Genomic DNA, 15,024 nt, shown 5'->3' on the forward strand with positions numbered 1-15,024 from the left:
GCGCCCCAGCAAACGTTCAGCAGCACGGTCATCACTTGGCAATGCCTACTGTTGGACAGATCAAGACAGCTATTGGCTGTCAATGAGCAGGGGGAACGCGAGCGATCATTCTTCCTCTATGGAGCCTCTGTCCATTCGCATCTGCCGCAACATGTTTCGTCCCGCCATCGCCAGTTCAAACAAGAAGACAACGAGCGATCCAATGAGCGAGACGATGGCTCCTCCGAAGAACCAGAAGAGGTTTTCCTGGCGCAATTCGATGGCAAGAGCGCCAGCGAGCAGATTCAAGATTGCGCCGCCCGTGCAAATGCCAGCCATCACGCCAAGCGTCACCGCAACTTCAAGTACAAGTGCCCTTCGCCGCAAATAGGCGAGCTGCGACCGAAACATCTTGCTTTGCTGCTGCCCACGATCGGCTATCTCGTTCAGCCGGTCCGATACTCTCCCGAGGCGAATGGTATAGATGCTGACAAAGCCTGCGGTGCCAGCCAACAAGAAAACCGGCGCTAGAGACGTTTGGATGACGACGGCAAGGTCGCTAACAATTGGCGGTGTATCCATAAGCACTCCTCAGGTGTCCACTGCAGGCATTCGAGGTCACCCGGCCTGTGATCAGTCCACGTAGACGACGACGTAGCGGCCGCTGTAGCTCTGGTAGTAGGAGCCTCCGCATCGCCAGACGACGGTGCCGTTGATGCTGGTCTTCGCGCATCCGCCAGGCAGGGCGGCGACGTAGACCGCGGAACGGCGGATCGTTCGGCGCGTCGTGCGCCGCGCCACACCCGCGACGCTGCCGGGTGTCAACGGCCGTCCGATGCGCGCCAGGGCGTCGGTGACGAAGACACCGCCCTGCCCTGTTTGCGTCGCCAGCCAGCCGTCGACAGTCACGAGGGCGGCGATGATGGCCACGACGGAGATGGATGTGCGGAACGTGCGCTTCGTGCTCATTCCTGTGTCTCCAGTACGAGGTCGCCGATCGCGTCGGAATAGACTGCATCAAGCTTCTTCGCGTCGGCCGGCGGTGTGAAGGAAAACCCCTTGGTATCAACTGGGCCGGTGCTCCAGTTGCGCAGACGCAGCGTGTATTGCGGCGCACCCGTCACCCATTTCGTGGTGATCAGGTATTTCACCGGCAAGGGTCGGTCGCCCTTGCTGACCCATAGCTGCCAGTCGACGGTCTCGTTGCGAAATGCCAAGTGATCGCTTTCGACGCCGCCGACGAAGGCGGTACCGACCAGCGATCCGGCAACGACACCCTCGGTCAGAACGGGATAGGGATCGGCCGCTAGCAGATCGGCTCCCACGGCATCGAGGCCGGTCGAGATGCGAAATTCGTGAACAGCCTCATCGATCGACGGACCGGGGCTTTCCACCTCGGCATAGACGTTCAGGCTTTCGCCGTAGAGCGAGATCACCTTGCCATCAAAGCGGACCTCCGTGTCCGCATAGGGGCCATGCCGTGTGACGAGGAACCCGGCAGCCCGGGACAAGGCGATCGTGCCGGAGGCGCTGTACTGCAGCTTCTGGCCATCCGTCGTCACGACCTCGTGGTCCGTATCGTATTCGGCACTGAACTCCTTCAGCGCCTTTAGCTGTTCGGTCATGGCGTGCAGGATGGCATCCGCGTCCGGGTCGATGGCGCTCTGGCTCCGGGCTGGCGCACCCGACAGGGCTACGGCCAGCACCGCACCCACCATGGCCGCGGCCCGGCGTCGCGGTCGGAAACCGGCGTCGAGATCGACTTTCACCTGTTTCATGTCACTTGTCCTCTTGTTGGGAGGATGTTCGCAAGCATCCCCAAGATTTGGTCGTGTCGCTGGCGACCGCTTCATACCGGCAATCATTGGTTCTGGCCGGGCTTTCGCCTTTCGAGGCCGAGAGCCTCGCGCAGTTCGGCAACCAGCAGATCGATAAGCTCCAGCCACTCGCGGGTTCGCTCTTCGCGCAAATCCTCGGGCGTGGTCTGCGCAACCCTGGAGAGGGCGGCCTCGGCTTAGGCGAGTTCCGTGCAAAGATCGCAGAACGCCTCACTCCGGCTCATCAGTCTGCGGATGGCGAGTTCGGCGTGCGGAAACCGGTGCGCCGCAGAGGAAAATGACAGCTCCTTGCCAGTCAGTCCTTTGTTCATCCCCATCATGCCCCTCCGAACAGCAATGAGCCTAGGGGGAGCCCGGCATCGCGCCTAGCGAGTTTCTGTAACCTACGTGGTCGACTACGGCAGCGCGGAGCTGTCCGCGCAACGCTTGCCGAGCACCGAGAATACCCGCGCAAGTAGCGGTTCTCTCAATTGCCGCGCAGACATCGGGTACTTAACCTGCTCGCGGAGCGGCGCATCATGAACCTGAGACAGCGGTCGATGCTATCGGGGCTGCCGTGACTTATCCTGCCACCGTCCGCGGTCAGCACCCATGGCACAGATTTACGGTTGAGATTTCAGGAGGGTTTTGGTCTCGTCATCTGACGACTGACAGTGATCGAATTTTGCGCCGTCGCTCTCATATTCCGGCAGAAGCTAAAATTCGCTCTTGAAATTGCGGCATTGAACCACCACACAAAACGCATGCGAATCGGCACGTGTATCAGGATTTCGAGGTTCATCGATCAAGCACGCTCCCTTACCCGGAGCAGGCAACCTTGATTCTGTAACGCCGCCACAGACCTGCCGCTCCGGGAACCACACGATCAAACAGTGCGGTTTCTTTTGTGCCGTTTACACGGCGCACCGATGGAGCGTATCCATGTCCTCATTTCGGTCCCATCCGATCTGCGTCACCTGCAACCGTCAATTTCCCTGCGCCGCCACCCGGGGGCCCCGACGCAAGACGCCAATCCTCACCATTGCTGCCCGCCGCACGTCCAGTGCTGTTCAAGAACGGGGTGCCCATCTACCCCATTCCAGCCGGTTCGGCGGAGGCGGCGGACAATGAGCTATTCGACAAAAGCCAGCGATCACGCCTTGACGGTAAGCGGCATGGACGAGTTGCAGCAGGTCGGCGTTCTCCCCTGGCGCATCCGGCGCGACGGCGAGCCGAAGGTTCTGCTCATCACCTCGCGCAGGCGCGGGCGATGGATCGTGCCTAAGGGATGGCCGATGAAAGGCTATTCGCCCCTCGTCGCGGCGTCGCGTGAAGCCTTCGAGGAAGCCGGGATTATCGGAGATATTTCGCCAATGCCGGTGACGACATATCACTATATGAAGGTACTTGACGACGGCTCGCAGGCTCCCTGCCGGGTTGCAGTGTTCGGCATGAACGTGCGCGGGACGCTCACCCATTGGCGCGAGAAGGGGCAAAGACAGCGGCGGTGGTTTCCCCTGAAGGCCGCGGCCGACAGGCTTGACGATGTCGAGCTGGCCGCATTCGTGAGGACACTGGATACCACGCCGGAACGTCTGGCGTCCTTCAGCCGGTCTCACAGGCAAGACCTGTCGTCCAATACCCTGCACACGATCGGAAATTGAGGAGGCGCCGATGTTTCCGACGGGCTTTGCACTCCGCTTCCGGCGGGCCTCTGTCTCTCCCATTCGCAAGGTCAGCGTCGGACGCTGACAGCCTGACGTCACTATCTGCCACGGTAAGAGTGGCGCCAGGATATTTCAAATTTCCCCAATCCGAGATTGAAGCCTGCGGAGCAACGCCGGCCTTTGCCTTGCGCTGGCCCGTTGCCCACATCCAGAAAGAACCAGCAATGAGCTTCCGATACAGCCATACGTTCCCCATCAGTGGTCCGAACAAGCTGCGCCTCTTCAAGCAATGGGCGGCAGAAAACATTCCGGGCGTCGCCGTGTCCCTGCCACCCCAGGTCCCGATCAAAAGCACGGCCCTGACGGTGCGGCTGAAATCCATCGAGGACCGCAACACGCTGATCGGGAAACTTGAAGGGGTCAGCTTCTAGGAGCCATTCCAGCGAAAGTGCGAGGCGGCTTTTCATAGATTCGCTCCGCGCGCCTGAGACAGCGGCGAATGACCGGCTTTTTACCGCTTCCTAAACATTCGGCTACACAAGGATGGCTACGGGAGGTGGTCGCGCCGTTCGCCGTTGGTGCCTGCACGCATCCCGATACACCGAGTTTCCTCGATACCAGCGACTTTTTGGATCAGACATCATGGTGAAGGCCCTCGTTTCCAATCAGCGCTTTGCAGCGTTTCTCTGTGTCGGAGCGACGGCAGTTGCCTCCCTCGGCGGGGGCCTGATCTATAGTGGTTGGCTGCTCGTCGTCGCCGCGATCTCCGGCGCCTTGTTCCTTCTCGGCATTCACGACCTGCGTCAGAACAAGCCGCGATCCTGCGCAACTATCCGGTGGTCGGGCACCTGCGCTTCCTGCTCGAAAGCATCCGGCCGGAAATCCGCCAGTATATCATCGAAAGCGACAATGACGCGGTTCCGTTCAACCGGCAGGATCGCGGGTTCGTCTACCAGCGCGCCAAAGGCGTGGAAGACAAACGGCCTTTCGGCACCATCGAGAAAGTCTACGGTTCCGGCTATGCTTGGCTCACCCATTCTGCAAGGTCACCATTGCCGATACGGAATTCTGGGTGCGCGTCGGCGGCCCGGCCTGCAAGCAGCCCTATAGCGCCAGCCTCTACAACATCTCGGCCATGAGCTTCGGTTCACTCTCGGCCAACGCCATCCTGGCCCTCAACACCGGGGCAAGGAAGGGTGGTTTCGCCCACGATACCGAAGAGGACAGCATCAGCCGCTACCACTGGCAGGGCGGCGGTGACCTGATCTATCAGATCGCATCGGGCTATTTCGGCTGCCGCGGCGGCGACGGCCAGTTCTCCGCAGAAAAGTTCGCAGATCTTTCCGCCGATCCCCAGATCAAAATGATCGAGATCAAGCCGAGCCAGGGCGCGCGGCATACCGATGGGCATCGACTGCATGTCGCCTGCCGCGGACAGCACGTTCTCGACGCCGCTTCGCCTGATGCAGTTCGTCGGCCAGTTGCGAGAGCTTTCGGGCGGCAAGCCGGTCGGATTCAAACTGTGCATCGGGCATCGCCGGGAATTCATGAGCATGGTCAAGGCCATGCTGCAGACAGGCATCGTTCCGGATTTCATCGTGGTCGATGGGGCGGAAGGCGGGACCGGTGCCGCCCCGGTCGAATTCGCCAACCGTGTCGGAATGCCGATGCTCGAGGGCTTGACCTTCGTTCACAACACGCTGCGCGGCGCGGGTATTCGCGACCAGGTCAGGATCGGCGCTGCGGGCAAGGTCGTGTCCGCCTTCGACATCACCCGCCGCCCTCCCCGTTGGGCGGGCGACGAACCGTAGTGGCGATAATCCCATTTACTTCACTGCAGTCTGACAGACGGGCAATTGGCCTTTCCAGGATGAAAATAGGCCTTGTTTTTGCGCATTTGCACTCCCACAGTGCGCATTTTTCTGGAGTTGCCCAAAGCATGCGCTATCAACGCTGGGTCGCTCGCTTTTTGGGCATCTTTGACGCTATTGGAGAAAATGATTGGTCCGCGTAGACGAAAAACTTGAGCCAATTCTCAACGAGGTTATCCGCCGCAACGCTGGTGAACTCGAATTTCATCAGGCAGTCCGCGAGGTGCTGGAAAGCCTGGGCCGCGTGGTGGCCAAACATCCAAAATACATGGACAATGCGCTGATCGAACGGATTTGCGAGCCGGAACGCCAAATCATCTTTCGCGTCCCATGGGTCGACGACAAAGGCCAGGTGCAGATTAATCGCGGCTTCCGTGTCCAGTTCAATTCTGCGTTGGGTCCCTACAAGGGCGGCATACGGTTCCATCCGTCCGTCAATGTCGGAATCATCAAGTTTCTCGGTTTCGAGCAGACATTCAAGAACGCACTGACTGGCATGCCGATCGGTGGAGGCAAGGGCGGGTCTGATTTCAATCCCCGCGGCCGTTCAGACGGTGAAATCATGCGGTTTTGCCAATCGTTCATGACCGAACTGTACCGCCATATCGGAGAATATACGGACGTTCCCGCGGGTGACATCGGTGTTGGTGGACGCGAAATCGGCTTCATGTTCGGCCAGTACAAGCGTTTGACCAATCGCTACGAAGCCGGCGTGCTCACCGGAAAAGCCCTGTTTTACGGCGGCTCGCGCGCCCGCAAAGAGGCAACTGGTTACGGCGCCACATACTTCGTCGAAAGAATGCTGGCAACAAAAGGCAACACTTTCGAAGGTAAGCGGGCGGTCGTTTCCGGTTCGGGCAACGTGGCTATCTACACCATGGAAAAGATCACGGAGTTCGGCGGCAAGATCATGGCCTGCTCGGATTCGGGCGGATACATCGTTGACGAAAGTGGTCTGGACCTTGAACTGATTAAGGAGATCAAGGAGACCCGCCGGGCGCGGATATCCGAGTATGCGCGATTGAAGGGCACCGGTAGCCACTACATAGAAAATGGCTCCATCTGGGACGTGCCTTGCGACATCGCCATGCCCTCCGCAACGCAGAACGAACTGACCGGCAAGGACGCAAAGACACTGGTGAGGAATGGCGTTATCGCCGTCGGCGAAGGCGCAAACATGCCATCGACACCGGACGCCGCGCGCATCTTTCATGATGCCGGGGTGCTGTTTGCGCCGGGCAAGGCCGCAAATGCCGGTGGCGTTGCGACCTCTGCACTGGAAATGCAGCAAAATGCCTCGCGCGACAGCTGGACATTCGAGCAGACCGAGAAACGCCTGGCCACGATCATGCGTGACATCCATGATCGGTGCGCGGAAACCGCAACTGAATATGGTGCCCCAGGGGATTATGTGCTCGGCGCCAACATCGCAGGATTTGTGCGGGTTGCCGAAGCGATGGATGCATTAGGAGTGATTTGAAGTTTGATTTTCGGTGACGTCTGTTTAGGAGAACCGTCGTCACCGAAAAACATTTATTCAGTTCAGTGACGTCTGAAGCCCAGCAACTGTGCTGATGGACATGATGTTCATGGTTGCCACCTAATCGCTGATCCCAAACCAGCGAGATCATTGGCCCCCTGATCGCAAACGTTGCCTACGGCATAGGAATGCCACTGGCTTGGGTTGACGCCGCTGTTGACACACGTTGAAACTCAAAGATGGCCGCCTTGAAAGGGTATCGAACCTGCGACCCAGAGTAAAATTTGCAGGAGAAGCGGCGCCTTACTTAATGCATCGCCCTTACATATTCGGTTAGACCTGCCTCTCCCTTCCTACGGCAGCGCCCGGTTGATGTTTTGCTGAGGATCCTTCATATTGCGGTCTCGGAAGTGCACGCGGTTATACACTGGACAAAGACGTCGTTGCCGTCCTTCTCTACGCACTCCTAGACGCCAGCAGGACAGGAGCGCGTCTAGGGATTGGCGTAGACTTCGAGTACCGACGCCGTCTCAGTCCGGGTTCTTCAACTGACGGTCGATCCGCTGGTTGGTTTGATGCCGGCTTGGCGGTGCTTGGCGAGTTGCCGTCGATCGTAGACAGAAGCACCGCCATGACGATGCCGACTGAAGCGCCCAGCAATGTGTCGAGCACAAGTTCAGGCGCTATTTCCGGCATGGCTATCTGTGCCGCTCCGAGATAAGTCATCAGCAGCGCCATCGGAGTCACAAGCACCTGGCCTAATGCATAATTAATGCCGATCACCATCTCCGTCAGGACTTGGACAATCACCAGAACGGAAATCATGAGCCATACCGAAGGTTCCTTGCATTAACGGAACCCAGGCCAGCAATGCGCCGACGACCGTGCCCGCCATGCGTTGTAGTGCGCGGCTCATGCTAGCGTGAAGATGCGCACCTTGCATGACCGCCAGCGCGCCCATCGCCGCCTAGGCCGGATGGTCCACAGCGAATGCACAACTCACGAAGACCGCGATCCCGGCTGCCGCAGTGCTTCGAGCCGCTGCGTTCACCCGATCACCGAGCGGAAGCTCCGTATCCACCGGGAACGGGCGCTCGGGGGTCGGATGATGGCGAAACGCCTCACTGGCGACGCAGATTGCCCATGCCAGCGCCGAAACGATCGCGGTTGCGGCGCCGCGCTCAAGCACTTGCTCAAACAGCGCAAAGCGGCCGAACAGGGCGACCAATGCACCCAGTGAGGCGAAGCCGATTAGATGCGACCAGGGTGACAGATGAAACAGCGGCAAAGCAATTTCCGCTGTGATTGCTGCCTGAAATCCGGCCAGTACCGCATTCCGCAAACAAGGGAGTGGGGAAAGGGCCATGCTGCCTCTAAGCTGAAGTGGATGCAGCAGGTGGCGCGCGGCATCGCGCCGGCGTGCTGGAAGCTCTGGACGCCGGTCAAGCGGTTGTGTCGGCTCGGTGTCGTTCATGGTCTTTGCCACTGCTCGGAAATGAGTCCCAACATGCGCCGATCGATGGCTTCGAAATGAGTGAGCATCGAGGTGATATCGCGATCTGAAAGCTCCAACAGGATAGCCTCTTCGGCCCTGCCCAACTCCTGCCGGATTTCTCCAACCCGCCCTTCCCCTTCCGGCGTCAGATAAATGAGCCGCGCCCGGCCATCAGCTTCGTCGCGGCGCCGTTCGATCAACCCCTCTCGGGCGAGAATATCCAGCACGCGAACAAGACTCGAGCCATCTACACCCACCAGGGCCGCCAGTTCCTTCTGTGTGATCCCGCCGCCAGTCTCCTTCAAATGCACCAAGGGAACCCAGGTGGCATCCGTGAGCCCGGCGACGGCCAGATGCGCCTCAATCGACCTGCGCCAGCGGCGGGCGAATAAGAAAAACACAATCCCGAAACGGGATCGTGGCGAATGATGACTGGTCATCCGGCGAATACAACCGAAATAGATTGAATTGCAAATCAACTTATTTAAATTGCCTGAGATTCTACTGACTTGCGTCACGACGCCAAACATGCGGAATCTCAACTTGCGCAGAGACCTACCTATAAATCTGATTGATCGATAAATAATTCAGACTCAACAAATACATAAATAGACTGACAGCTCCAAGCTCAGTTTAATTTATACTTCACACCAAAAAGCAAATATAGAAATACTTATGGTTAACCGCCACAATTAATTGAAAGAATTTTATACATTCATGCAATCAATAATTATTTATTATCGGAAATAATTGCAGAACCGTTGCGTAAATATTACTTTATTATTTACAATTTTTTGCGTTTCATTACGAGGAATAGCGAATATCTTAGCGTGATGTAGTTATATTTGAATATTTTTGCACTTATCACAATAGTCGAACTGCGCTCGGATGCTATATATGCCTCATGAATTAACATAAACCAGGAAGTATTGCTATGAAGGAATCGCATTTTGACGTTGCCATCATCGGCGGGGGTATTAACGGCGCAAGCGCAGCTCAGCATCTGAGCGCAGCGGGCTATAGCGTGCCCCTTGTCGGCCAGGGAAACTTTGCCAACGGTGCAACTAGCCGCTCCAGCCGCCTTTGCATTGCGGGCTGCGGCACCTGGCGTCAGGTGCGGGCTTTTGGCAGACTGTCCTTCAGCCCCGCCGTCTTCCAGCGAACTTGAAAACGGTGCGCGACGACATGCTAGCTCGGGATGAGATCGTACGTACGGTGCCCAAACGCGTGCGGTCGATCAATTTCTGCCTACCAATCTATGCGGACAACCCATTTTCGCCTTGGCAACTGGATGCTGCGTTCGCAGCATTGAGGCTAACCAGCCCGAGGGGCGAGCCACTGGACTATCGCAGATATTCGCCAACAGACAAAAACAAGGTGCCACTCTTGCCGTGGCTGCGTAACCGCGAACAATTGCGCAGCGTTGCAGTCTTCCGCGAATACCTTTTTGACTGGCCTGAGCGGATCGCTTTGGACGCCCTGTTCGACGCGCAACGGATGGCGGCTATCGTCCTCACTTACACTGCGACAACAGCCTTGACTTGCTGCTATGATGGCCGCCTGCATCTGAGGTTGCATCCTACGGTCGGAACATCGCACAGCACTTCCTTAACGGACGTGACCGCGACTGTTGTGCTTAATCTGGCAGGCGCGTGGGTCGATAAGGTTCCCGTCATTACTGGCGCAAACCCAAAGCGCAAATGCATGGGTCTAAAGGGCGTCCATATCGCATTGAAGCTGCCCGACGAATTTTCTGATTGGGGAATTTTCACGTTCAACAGTATAGTAGAACCGCTCTATTGCCTGCCGTTTCGTGGCGTCCATTATGTGGGGCTGACGCGTACGCCGTTCGAAGGAGAAATTGATACCGTGTCGGCGACCGATCATGAAATTGATTGGATGATATCGGAAATCAACCGGTGCCTCCCCACGGCTGGACGCAACTCGCCAAGACGCACTTTATACTTGGGCCGGGATAAACCCCTTAACTCATGACCCGGACGAGCTACTTGGCAGCCGTGAAATCAAAATACACGATATGGAAAGCGAAAGTTCACCTAGAACGCTTGCTCTTACGGGCAGGTCGATCATGACCCATCGCCTTGTGGCGCGAAGGATAACAAAAATGGTTGCCGCGCAACTTTCGCCTTCCCGACGACCACAATCGCCTCGTTATGAGGTTGGCCATCAGCAGAATACGACTTCGTCTATAGACCGTGCCTACCAATTTGACGCAGAAGTCGCGCTGCGCGCGTGATGAGATGCCCAACACATTGGCGGATCTTGTTATGCGGCGATTGGGAATGGGATGGAATCCTGATCAAGGGATAGGACAGGCGAGTACAGTCGCCGAAGCTGCAGCACCATACCTGGGCTGGTCACAAAGTGATATTGATCGGGAGATAGAGGCGTACCGGATCGAAATTGCTACCAGCCGCCGCAAGCCGGACACTGGGGTTTTTGGGAGTCACATCGAAGACAGGACACAGCTCGAAAGCGGCTCGGCCGACCCGATCGGCAAGCGTGGCAGGAACGTCACCTCGCACATGAAGCTTGGCACGTCGACCAGCAGGTGCAGGGCAGAGTGAGGCCGACGTGGCAGATGTGATCAAACCGGGAGGGGTAGCCCGGCAATCGCGTTAAGCAGGCAGGACAAACGGTAAGTAGCGTGGCGTCTAGACAGCGAGCGCGACAAGGCCGCAAACCGCGAAGGCTGCAAATCCCGCGCCGCACATCGCAAGAAGTACGAGTTGGCACGCCTTTTCCTCCTTGGTTTTGCCCACTCGCCGATTATTTGACGAATCAAAGTCGGCGTAATCGAAATTCCTATGCATTTGCGTGCCTATCAAGCCCTTGAACTGAAACAATGTTCCCGGCCATAGGACATCCACATGACAGGACGGCGACAGTGATGGGTCTTGCCAACCCCATACGGCACAGGCAGCCATCCATGACAGACAAACTCGGTTGAGTTGCACGAAAGCCGAAATCTGACAGGCAAGCGCCTGCCGTGGTGCAATTGGCCCCGGCTTAAATGCGGGCATCCCCAGACTCGCGGCAGCCTTGACTGTGGAGCGGACTCAGATAAATGGGAGCGGTCGAAAAGTTTCAGGCTGGTGTGGTTATTTCCAGCCCCTGCTCAAGCAGGAAAGTCGCGCATGCGAACCCACGGCATCAACCCTAACAGGGGTGGTGTCTGGCTGAGTGCCTGCTCCACCTTTCAGCGTGGAGACACTCATGAACGACCCTCGAGCAATCATTGTCGCCCAATTCTTCATCTCCGGGATGATGGCCTTTCTCATGACTGGCTTTTTCAGCATCCTTCATTTGGGGATGACCGGTCACGCCGTTTCCCAATGGAGTTCGGCTTTCGTTATCGCCTGGCCGGTCGCATTCGTATTGTCGCTTGGCGTGGGGAAGATGGGCTTTGCAATTGCGTACCGCATCACAGCACGTCTTTCGAAACGCGGCGTCCGGCCGGCGTAGGAAGCGCGGGGCCGTCCTGACCGAATAAACCGGACAATCCGGGCTATTAAGCCAGAGATCCCGCTCCGGCCTGTCACCCGGAGGCGGGTTTTTCAGATTCAATGACAGTGATAGCCACCGTTTTTGCGATCGTTGTGGTATCCGTTCGCGTCGGTACCCCCGCTGTGGCCGAACGCAGCCGTAGCTGAAATCATTGCCAACGCGCAAGCTACAAAAAGCTGAATAAGTCTCGTTGTTTCCTCCCTCAAGCGTTGAGGAGTAGGGTGTATCGAGAGTTGCGTGTCGAGTCCACTCAACCATCAGAAAGGAACCAATGCGCATGATCCGAAGTCTGATCTATGCTGGTCTCACCCTTGCGGCCATGGCCTTCACCTCGATCTCCCCGGCCGTCGCGGCCACGCCCACCGCTCCCGGCATTTATGAGGCCATCAAGGCCAGCATTGAGACGCCGGCCATCCCTGCAGGTCTATGATGATCATGTCGCGCTGACCTGTGAAGCCCCGGCCGTGGTGGCGAGCCGCGCCGACGGGCGAAGTCTTCGCGCCGCCGGCAGCATGACCTTTGCCAGCACGCCCAACGTCGTCGATGCCTATAACCGCATCGACCCCGACATTCGTTGCTGATCAATCGCAGAGGAGGCGGGCCTATTGCGGCCCGCCTCCATTCCGGTGTCCCGATCTGTGCTCTCGTCGAAGGCTAAATGTAGTGACATGAGCACGCGTATGAGAAGAACGGGCTGTTTGGGTGCTGGCTACTCAATTACGGGCTGCTATTTGAGGCGATGGAAACTGAGCCGCGGTGTCAAAGGATGGATAAACGTCATTCTGAAATGCTTGCGCCGATGCGGTTACGGTTCGATTGCGGCCGGCCTGCTTGGCATTGTAGAGTAGCTTGTCGGCTTGATCGTAGAGTTCTGTGAACTCCAAGCCAGCGTTTGCTAGCGCAAGAACCACGCCCATGCTCGCAGTTACCGGGCTCCCAAGGCCAGGAACCTCATTCGCGACAATGGCGGGAATTGCCTGGCGCCGACGTTCTGCCCGGGCTTGCGCATCTTCGCCGCGCACAAGCAGGACGAATTCTTCGCCACCAAGGCGGAACGCCTGAACCTGCTGGTCAGCTTGGAGCGCCTGGCCCACTGCTTTCAGTACTGCGTCGCCGACTACATGACCGTGAATATCATTGATCGACTTAAAGTGGTCCAGGTCGAGCACGGCAAGTGTATGGTGACCTTCAGCACGGAACTTTTCGAAATTCTGCTCGATTGCTCGCCGATTAAGCAATCCCGTCAGTGCGTCGCGTTCGGCCAAGCGCTCAAGCATATCAGCTTCAAAGCGTGCGTGGTCACCCTGGCGCCTGATCGACATGAAGCGGTCCGCCACGCCTAGTGTGGTGAACAAGACTTCAAATATGCAACCGACATAGAACAGCACCATGGCATCATTGCTGTGAAACCCGGGCATTACGCCGGTTACCAAGCGCACCAGTCCAGCCAATATCATAGGCATATAGCCGATCACCTGGAACTTGGCAGCCCGACTTCCGCGTCGCAGCGCATCCGAAACGGACAGTATAAAAACGACGACCACCGGCGCAAATGCCGCCGTGTAGACGGTAGACTGAAACGGGCGTGCCACGAAGGGAAATGCCGCGTGAGACGTGCTTAGAAACAGCGCCCATACAGCGCAGTATGGGAGCGCCCGTCGTAGGAGCGGGTGCATACGGCCGGGTTCGATGAAGCTGTGCGTAAACATCGCCGCGGAAGCGACCGTAAGGCCGAAGATCACAGTGGTCATCCAACTTAACGTCATAGCCGGCGGATCGAAAAGAACGACCGCTAGGCCGGAAGAGACGAGGATGGTCAGCAGCAACGCAACCGTCAGCAGGGAATGCCACAGCACGAATGGCTCACGCAGGATCCGGTAGAAAGCCGCGTTGAAAATGAGCGGCATGGAGAGCATTCCGGCAAGCATGGTCAAGAGAAGCAGCGACCTTAGAAGGTCGGGGCCTATCGGCAGATCAGACGGAGCCAAATAGGCTCTCTGCAGCGTCATCTTGTGGCTTGGCAAATCGAAGGCGACGACTACTTGCTGCGTGTGGCGGGTGACAGTCGGCAGAGGAACCTTGAAATACCCGCCAGACAGAGCGCTAGGAAGCTCACGCGCAGGAAACGAGGTCTGGCGCGCTGCGCCGTCCCGATCAATCACCAACAGATGCACGGCTGCGAGTGGACTTCGCCTAGAGAAGAGATACTGGGGAAGGGTGTCGTCCGGGCCAATTTCAAAGCGCAGCAACGCTCGCTCACCGTCGAGCGTATAGTCCTGGTCTCCGCAGATCCAGTGCTCGGAAGAGCGGATTGCAGTAGCCAGGTCATCCGATAGGCTGCTGGACACCCAGCAAGTGCTACGAATGTTCGTGGTTTCAGTTGCGCCTTGTGGCGCAGCCTCCAGGGATGCAAGCATCCCGAAAAACAGGAGAGCGGTCACCAGCATTTTTCGAGCACAATTCCAGATCATTGGCTGAAACTAGGCTTCAAACCTTGAAACGCGGTTACGGGACGCGGCCTCCGGCCGGAATGCGGAAGTTAGGTCAACACTCGATTAATTTGACTGACAACAGTGTGGCATGGTGCCGACATGTTGAAAAACTGTCAATCGGCGCAGAATGTTGACCCCTTATCGGCGCCCAATCTTGGCTCTGACGCAGATTTGGTGCAATTCTCTCACGTCGCGCCGATCAGGCGGGCTTGAAGCAGATCAAGCTTTCCGCGACGGTACATCTGGCGCTTCACCAGCTTGAGCTTGGTGATCTGCACCTCATTTGTCCGTTGGACCACGGTGAGACGATCGCTGCTCGGACTGCCTATATGTCTTTCGCAACGCCATTGCCAAAGGAGGCAACCAGACCTTCGCGAGCGCGGTCGATCCACGGCGCGAGCTCGTTTTCTGCCTTGCGCCGGATCACGCGATGGAAGTCGGCGATGATGTCGCGAGCTTTAACCAGCAAGGGAATACCGCCTTCTATCGTAGCGATGGTGACGGTCTTGGATTTCGTCAGATTGTCTCTGCTGGTTGTCAAAAGGCGGGCAATCGTTCGGGCAGAGGGAATGCGGTTCAACGTTTCCGCAGGTGACGGCACGGACACCGCCGCCGTCTCCACCAATCGATCTGTATTTCCAGTTGCCGCCAGCGCACGCATTTATGTTTCCTTTGGTTATATTACTAACCATAAG

The 15,024-nt window shown here is 57.5% G+C and carries 18 protein-coding genes and 2 pseudogenes; 10 read left to right on the forward strand and 10 right to left on the reverse strand.

What is annotated here, in order from left to right; genetic code table 11:
* Window positions 1-105: 105 nt before the first annotated feature.
* Genes ACT6VE_RS27920 through ACT6VE_RS27930 form a run of 3 tightly spaced genes read right to left on the reverse strand, consistent with a single transcriptional unit; the run spans window position 106 to window position 1,757 of the window.
* Window positions 106-561, reverse strand: coding sequence for a DUF2721 domain-containing protein (locus ACT6VE_RS27920; protein WP_444801565.1), 456 nt, complete (start codon window positions 559-561; stop codon window positions 106-108).
* Between the two features lie 51 nt (window positions 562-612).
* Complete coding sequence (locus tag ACT6VE_RS27925; protein ID WP_444801566.1) at window positions 613-948, reverse strand: hypothetical protein; 336 nt, start codon at window positions 946-948, stop codon at window positions 613-615.
* A complete protein-coding gene (locus ACT6VE_RS27930; RefSeq protein WP_444801567.1) occupies window positions 945-1,757 on the reverse strand; it encodes a DUF2092 domain-containing protein in 813 nt (270 codons plus the stop codon). The genes ACT6VE_RS27925 and ACT6VE_RS27930 overlap by 4 nt, the downstream gene beginning before the upstream one ends.
* Window positions 1,758-1,810: 53 nt before the next feature.
* Here ACT6VE_RS27930 and ACT6VE_RS27935 point away from each other — a divergent pair, with 53 nt between their 5' ends.
* From ACT6VE_RS27935 to gdhA, 5 genes and pseudogenes are all read left to right on the forward strand, one after another.
* The gene (locus ACT6VE_RS27935) at window positions 1,811-2,098 is read left to right on the forward strand and encodes a hypothetical protein (protein WP_444801568.1); all 288 of its coding nucleotides are present in this window, start codon (window positions 1,811-1,813) and stop codon (window positions 2,096-2,098) included.
* Window positions 2,099-2,923: 825 nt separating this feature from the next.
* Complete coding sequence (locus ACT6VE_RS27940; RefSeq protein ID WP_444801569.1) at window positions 2,924-3,460, forward strand: NUDIX hydrolase; 537 nt, start codon at window positions 2,924-2,926, stop codon at window positions 3,458-3,460.
* A gap of 227 nt (window positions 3,461-3,687) precedes the next feature.
* Window positions 3,688-3,894 (forward strand): hypothetical protein, encoded by a 207-nt coding sequence (locus ACT6VE_RS27945; protein WP_444801570.1) that lies wholly within the window; start codon window positions 3,688-3,690, stop codon window positions 3,892-3,894.
* Between the two features lie 211 nt (window positions 3,895-4,105).
* Window positions 4,106-5,241 (forward strand): annotated as a pseudogene (locus tag ACT6VE_RS27950) (glutamate synthase-related protein); the annotation flags it as partial.
* A 223-nt stretch (window positions 5,242-5,464) separates the two neighbouring features.
* Window positions 5,465-6,814 (forward strand): NADP-specific glutamate dehydrogenase, encoded by a 1,350-nt coding sequence (gdhA, locus tag ACT6VE_RS27955; protein ID WP_444801571.1) that lies wholly within the window; start codon window positions 5,465-5,467, stop codon window positions 6,812-6,814.
* 456 nt (window positions 6,815-7,270) lie between these two features.
* Here gdhA and ACT6VE_RS27960 read toward each other — a convergent pair whose 3' ends face one another.
* From ACT6VE_RS27960 to ACT6VE_RS27975, 4 genes are read right to left on the reverse strand one after another with little or no spacing between them, the layout of a single operon-like run.
* Window positions 7,271-7,639, reverse strand: a complete 369-nt coding sequence (locus ACT6VE_RS27960) for an FUSC family protein (protein ID WP_444801572.1) — start codon at window positions 7,637-7,639, stop codon at window positions 7,271-7,273.
* A complete protein-coding gene (locus ACT6VE_RS27965; protein ID WP_444801573.1) occupies window positions 7,584-7,775 on the reverse strand; it encodes an FUSC family protein in 192 nt (63 codons plus the stop codon). Before ACT6VE_RS27965 ends, ACT6VE_RS27960 begins: the two co-directional genes overlap by 56 nt.
* Window positions 7,776-7,781: 6 nt before the next feature.
* Entirely contained in the window at window positions 7,782-8,288 is a 507-nt protein-coding gene (locus ACT6VE_RS27970) for a hypothetical protein (protein WP_444801574.1), read from the reverse strand.
* A complete protein-coding gene (locus tag ACT6VE_RS27975; RefSeq protein ID WP_444801575.1) occupies window positions 8,285-8,839 on the reverse strand; it encodes a MarR family winged helix-turn-helix transcriptional regulator in 555 nt (184 codons plus the stop codon). The genes ACT6VE_RS27970 and ACT6VE_RS27975 overlap by 4 nt, the downstream gene beginning before the upstream one ends.
* 404 nt (window positions 8,840-9,243) lie before the next feature.
* Here ACT6VE_RS27975 and ACT6VE_RS27980 point away from each other — a divergent pair, with 404 nt between their 5' ends.
* The 3 genes from ACT6VE_RS27980 (at window position 9,244) to ACT6VE_RS27990 (ending at window position 11,795) form a co-directional block, all read left to right on the forward strand.
* Window positions 9,244-9,477, forward strand: coding sequence for an FAD-dependent oxidoreductase (locus ACT6VE_RS27980; protein ID WP_444801576.1), 234 nt, complete (start codon window positions 9,244-9,246; stop codon window positions 9,475-9,477).
* Between the two features lie 47 nt (window positions 9,478-9,524).
* Entirely contained in the window at window positions 9,525-10,304 is a 780-nt protein-coding gene (locus ACT6VE_RS27985; RefSeq protein ID WP_444801577.1) for an FAD-dependent oxidoreductase, read from the forward strand.
* Window positions 10,305-11,546: 1,242 nt separating this feature from the next.
* A complete protein-coding gene (locus ACT6VE_RS27990) occupies window positions 11,547-11,795 on the forward strand; it encodes a DUF2798 domain-containing protein (RefSeq protein ID WP_444801578.1) in 249 nt (82 codons plus the stop codon).
* A gap of 98 nt (window positions 11,796-11,893) precedes the next feature.
* On the opposite strand, the gene ACT6VE_RS27995 is transcribed toward ACT6VE_RS27990, so the two are convergent.
* Window positions 11,894-11,989 (reverse strand): YHYH domain-containing protein, encoded by a 96-nt coding sequence (locus ACT6VE_RS27995; protein ID WP_444801579.1) that lies wholly within the window; start codon window positions 11,987-11,989, stop codon window positions 11,894-11,896.
* A 125-nt stretch (window positions 11,990-12,114) separates the two neighbouring features.
* Here ACT6VE_RS27995 and ACT6VE_RS28000 point away from each other — a divergent pair, with 125 nt between their 5' ends.
* Together ACT6VE_RS28000 and ACT6VE_RS28005 are read left to right on the forward strand one after the other, a co-directional pair.
* The gene (locus ACT6VE_RS28000) at window positions 12,115-12,267 is read left to right on the forward strand and encodes a hypothetical protein (protein ID WP_444801580.1); all 153 of its coding nucleotides are present in this window, start codon (window positions 12,115-12,117) and stop codon (window positions 12,265-12,267) included.
* Window positions 12,236-12,418: a hypothetical protein gene (locus tag ACT6VE_RS28005; RefSeq protein WP_444801581.1), complete on the forward strand. Its 183-nt coding sequence runs from the start codon at window positions 12,236-12,238 to the stop codon at window positions 12,416-12,418. Before ACT6VE_RS28000 ends, ACT6VE_RS28005 begins: the two co-directional genes overlap by 32 nt.
* A 132-nt stretch (window positions 12,419-12,550) precedes the next feature.
* Here the strand turns inward: ACT6VE_RS28005 and ACT6VE_RS28010 are convergent, their stop codons facing one another.
* Both ACT6VE_RS28010 and ACT6VE_RS28015 read right to left on the reverse strand, forming a co-directional pair.
* Window positions 12,551-14,284: a sensor domain-containing diguanylate cyclase gene (locus tag ACT6VE_RS28010; protein ID WP_444801582.1), complete on the reverse strand. Its 1,734-nt coding sequence runs from the start codon at window positions 14,282-14,284 to the stop codon at window positions 12,551-12,553.
* 230 nt (window positions 14,285-14,514) lie between these two features.
* A pseudogene (locus tag ACT6VE_RS28015) lies at window positions 14,515-14,918 on the reverse strand (ISL3 family transposase); the annotation flags it as partial.
* Between the last annotated feature and the right edge of the window lie 106 nt (window positions 14,919-15,024).

This window comes from Shinella sp., from assembly GCF_052438155.1.
GTDB lineage: Bacteria > Pseudomonadota > Alphaproteobacteria > Rhizobiales > Rhizobiaceae > Shinella.